The organism is Flavobacterium sp. (assembly GCF_029242675.1).
In the GTDB taxonomy this organism is placed as follows: Bacteria; Bacteroidota; Bacteroidia; order Flavobacteriales; family Flavobacteriaceae; genus Flavobacterium.
In genome coordinates this window covers 1-3,987 of sequence record NZ_JAQWTM010000428.1, presented here as the reverse complement: position 1 = coordinate 3,987, position 3,987 = coordinate 1, and the positions used below count along the sequence as shown (strand labels likewise).

Annotated in this window: 5 protein-coding genes; all 5 read right to left on the bottom strand. The window is 32.9% G+C overall.

Going from position 1 to position 3,987, the window contains the following annotated elements:
* The coding region (locus tag P8M54_RS15680) for an asparagine synthetase B (RefSeq protein ID WP_300288975.1) at positions 1 to 1,260 on the bottom strand (1,260 nt) is incomplete at its 3' end.
* 320 nt (positions 1,261 to 1,580) lie between these two features.
* Positions 1,581 to 2,246 carry a response regulator transcription factor gene (locus tag P8M54_RS15675; RefSeq protein WP_300288974.1) on the bottom strand — a complete coding sequence of 222 codons (666 nt, stop codon included), beginning with the start codon at positions 2,244 to 2,246 and terminating at the stop codon, positions 1,581 to 1,583.
* Between the two features lie 3 nt (positions 2,247 to 2,249).
* The gene (locus tag P8M54_RS15670; RefSeq protein WP_300288973.1) at positions 2,250 to 3,041 is read right to left on the bottom strand and encodes a histidine kinase; all 792 of its coding nucleotides are present in this window, start codon (positions 3,039 to 3,041) and stop codon (positions 2,250 to 2,252) included.
* The gene (locus P8M54_RS15665; protein ID WP_300288977.1) at positions 3,022 to 3,624 is read right to left on the bottom strand and encodes a hypothetical protein; all 603 of its coding nucleotides are present in this window, start codon (positions 3,622 to 3,624) and stop codon (positions 3,022 to 3,024) included. The genes P8M54_RS15670 and P8M54_RS15665 overlap by 20 nt, the downstream gene beginning before the upstream one ends.
* A gap of 60 nt (positions 3,625 to 3,684) precedes the next feature.
* A complete protein-coding gene (locus P8M54_RS15660) occupies positions 3,685 to 3,915 on the bottom strand; it encodes a hypothetical protein (RefSeq protein WP_300288972.1) in 231 nt (76 codons plus the stop codon).
* Positions 3,916 to 3,987: the final 72 nt, after the last annotated feature.

The following is a 3,987-nucleotide window of genomic DNA, read 5'->3' as shown; positions in this document are numbered from 1 at the left end:
TTTTTGCTTCCTTTTTTTCGCTGCAGGAAATAAAACATTGTTCAGAATAAGTCGATAGCCCGGTGAGTTAGGATGTAAATCTAAAACGGTTGCAGGATCTCCTACTTGATGTTGGTAGTCCTCAGGATCGTGCCCTCCATAAAAGGTAATCATACCTTTACCTTTTTCACCATGAATGTAACGTGCTTCACCATTTAACTCGCATGTTCCCATAACTAGTACATTAGATTTAACGACATTAGAATTAAAAGAGGTGGTTTGTCCCATAAATCCTTTTACAATTTGAGTATGATTTTGGCACAACATAGAAGGTATAGGATCCCATTTTGCCGAATATTCCATTAAACTAAAATAGTCTTTCTCCATAGGTAGTTTTCTAACTTCGGTCATATCGATATCTGAAAACTCGTATTTTTCAGGTCGGCGCTCTAATATAAAATCTTTAAAAGCAAAGGAGTTATTATAGTCAATTTTAGCTTGGTAATTAGGATCGCTTCCGTCTCCGTCAAACATTGGCTCGCAGATATCTACACCATCTGCAGCTAAGGCAATATCAAAACTATCCGTTGCTGAACACATCGCAAACATAAATCCGCCTCCAATAACAAAGTCACGAATTTTTTTTGCAACAGCACCTTTTTCCTGTGATACTTTAGAGAAGCCCAATTTAGCGGCTAAATTTTCGCTCTCTTTTTTTTGTTCTATATACCAAGGTACATTCTTATAAGATCCAAAGAATTTACCATACTGACCCGTGAAATCTTCATGATGCAAATGCAACCAGTCGTACAGAATGAGTTGATCACTTAAAACCTCCTCGTCATAAATTGCAGTAAATGGAATTTCAGCGTAGGTTAAAACCAAGGTCACGGCATCATCCCAAGGCATTTTCCCTTTTGGGGTGTAAACCGCTATTTTTGGTGCTTTTTCGAGAATGACCGTTTCCATATTTTGCGAAGGACTCGCTATTAAATTGAGTATATTTTCTTCCTCAGTATTAGATAGTACTTCATAGCTTACCCCTCGAATTTGACATTCTTTTCTAATTTCGGCTACGTCCGGAAGTAAAAATGATCCACCACGATAATTTAACAACCAGCTTGCTTTATATTCTTTGGTTAAACACCAAAAAGTAATTCCATATGCTTTTAAATGATTTTGTTGCGTCGATTCATCCATTGGCAACAAAATAAAAGAAGCTCGTGTTAGGGTGGTACTCAATAGAAGTAGCAACAGCAATATTTTCTTGTAGTTTGTCATAGATTTTTAAGTAAATATTTTAGACTATTTGAAAAGTGTCAATTTCCTAAAATTGCAGACAAGGTAAGCAATTGTAGCCTACTCCAAGAAAAAAACTGTGAAAAATTATTGTAAAAAAACTACGAAACCAAGTGTTTTTACTCTTATGTAGGTTGTATGATTTCTATAGCTTAGCGGAATATAAAATAACTGCAAAGAATAACCGAAAATGAATAATAGTGCCATGACTACATTAAAACGAATTGGAATTTGCGTACTAATAGTATCTATAGTAGCCTACTATATAATGGTCATCTATTTCATAAGACACTAATAGCGTATTAGTTATAAACAGTTACAATATTATTTTGAATTGCATAAAATACTAAGCCTGCTATATTTTTAGATTCCGTTTTCAGGAGTAAATTATTTCTGTGACCCTCTACTGTTCGTGGACTTATAAATAAAATTTCTCCTATCTCTGCTGTAGTTTTTTGTTCGCAAATTAGTTGTAGGACCTCCACTTCACGATTAGTCAAAAAATGATTTGAAATTCCGTTTTTGTTATTTTTGTTGGTAGACAAGTCCTCACGAATTATTTTCAAAACGTTTTCGTTATAGTAAAACCCCTTATAGGCTACCTCAGTAATCGTTTTAATCAATTCTTGTGGTGTTGCATTTTTAACGAGGTATGAAGACGCGCCCATATCGATCATATTTGCTACAAAAGAATTCGAATCATAACTTGTTAGTGCAATTATTTTAATCTGAGGAAACTCTTTATGAATTATTTTAGTAGCCTCGACGCCATCTAGGAAAGGCATTTTTAAATCAGTAATTACAATGTCAGGCAAAGTTTCAGCTGTATTCAAAAAGTCTATCAGCTCCATCCCGTTAGAAGCTTCGAAAACCACTTCAATATTATCCTCTCTTTCTAATAAAAATAAGATTCCTTTTCTAAAAAGGAGCTCATCATCAACTAAAACTATTTTTATAGGATCACTCATACTTTAAAAAGATAAATTCACATTAATGCCACCACCCAACTTAGACTGAATTACAATTGTTCCTTCCAAAAAATCCACCCTACTTTGGATGTTTTTCATACCAAGACCATTCTGATTATCGCTATTATTCATATCAAAGCCACGACCATCATCACTGTATATACACAATCTATTCCCCGTAGCTTCATCAAATGCAATCGAAATGTTTTTTGCTGAACCATGTCGAATAGAATTATTAATTAACTCCTGCAGGATACGAAATAGATGCAAACTCTTATCTTTTCCTAATTCCTCAAAATTAATAGTATTGGCATACACTACTTCCACAGCTTTACTACTATTAAACTCAGAACAGAGCTCCTGTATACCAGCATGTAAACCAAATTTATCTAAAACTGGTGGTAATAAATCATGAGCAATACGTCGTGTACTTTGCAAAGCCTTATCCGTCATATTGATAATATTAGTTGTAACTTCCATAATATCATTTTCTGATAATCCAGCTCGAGTTAAAAGATGAGTATTTAAAGATACAATATTAAGTTTAGAACTAATATCATCATGCAAATCTTGTGCAATTCTTTGCCGTTCTGCTTCTTGCGTAATAAGTATAGCTCGTAATTGCTGTTTTTGGTGTTTTATTTCAAGATCTCTTTTCTCTAGCTCTTTTTGAACGATTTTTTTTCTTGAAAAATAGAAAAACACAATTACTCCAATAGCAATAATTGTAAAAAAAAGCGACGTATACAAAATGATTGTAACGATCTCTTGCTCATTAAATTGGTTTATTCTCATTATTAGTTATAATTTTCTTAGAGTCGCTTATTTTTCGCCATTGAAATAAAATAAAAAGCTGGTATATAACTACCAAAAACGCATTGACTGTCCAAGGTAAAAATTGATATTCTTCACTTAAAATGGCTGTGATATTACCCACAAAAAAAAGAATAGTACTCCCGCTTAAATAAAGCAATATGCCTATAGTAGTATAATAAAATACTTTTTCCTCTGCCAATAAATTATACAAATGCATCGCCGCCAAAATGATACTTAAAAAAGAGGTTACAAATATTTCAAATAAATTAAATTTATAAAAAACGGCTGGATTTATGGAATACTGAATGACCAAAAGGATCAATCCAATTATTAAAATCCAATTGGCTACCGATTTTTGAATTCGGTTAGTAAACAAACTCTTAAAGAACAAACTCAATAAGATAAATTGACCAATAAAATAGTAATGTGATAGAAATAAATTATTGGCATACAAGTTCAAAAATATTTTTGAAAGTATTTGAATTAAACCTGTTCCGATAAGATAAAAAGTAAATATTTTGTAAGACTTACCATTCTGGAGAAAATCTTTCAAGTAAAGCACCACGTTAATAAATAAAATGATATATCCGGTATTGACTATAAACTCGTGCAATTTTATAAATTAAGATAATGGACTTAATCCATCTGGCTTCCCAGGAGGACTTGGCTCTGAAAAATCATATACGACTGGCGATCCATCTGGATCTGATCCTAAAAGCTCTGTCCCAAAAACATCACGGTACGTAGCACTTCCTTCTTCTAGTTCAGCTCCCACAAAAATTAGTGTATTCTCGTTTTTATCAGTCAAACCTACATAGGCTCTCACTTTAGTGGTATTCAGTTTTAAAACCATTTCTAAAGTTTCTCTAGGAATTAAGTACTAATTTACTTCTTTTTTCGAACCCTCAAATTCAAGATTATCTCT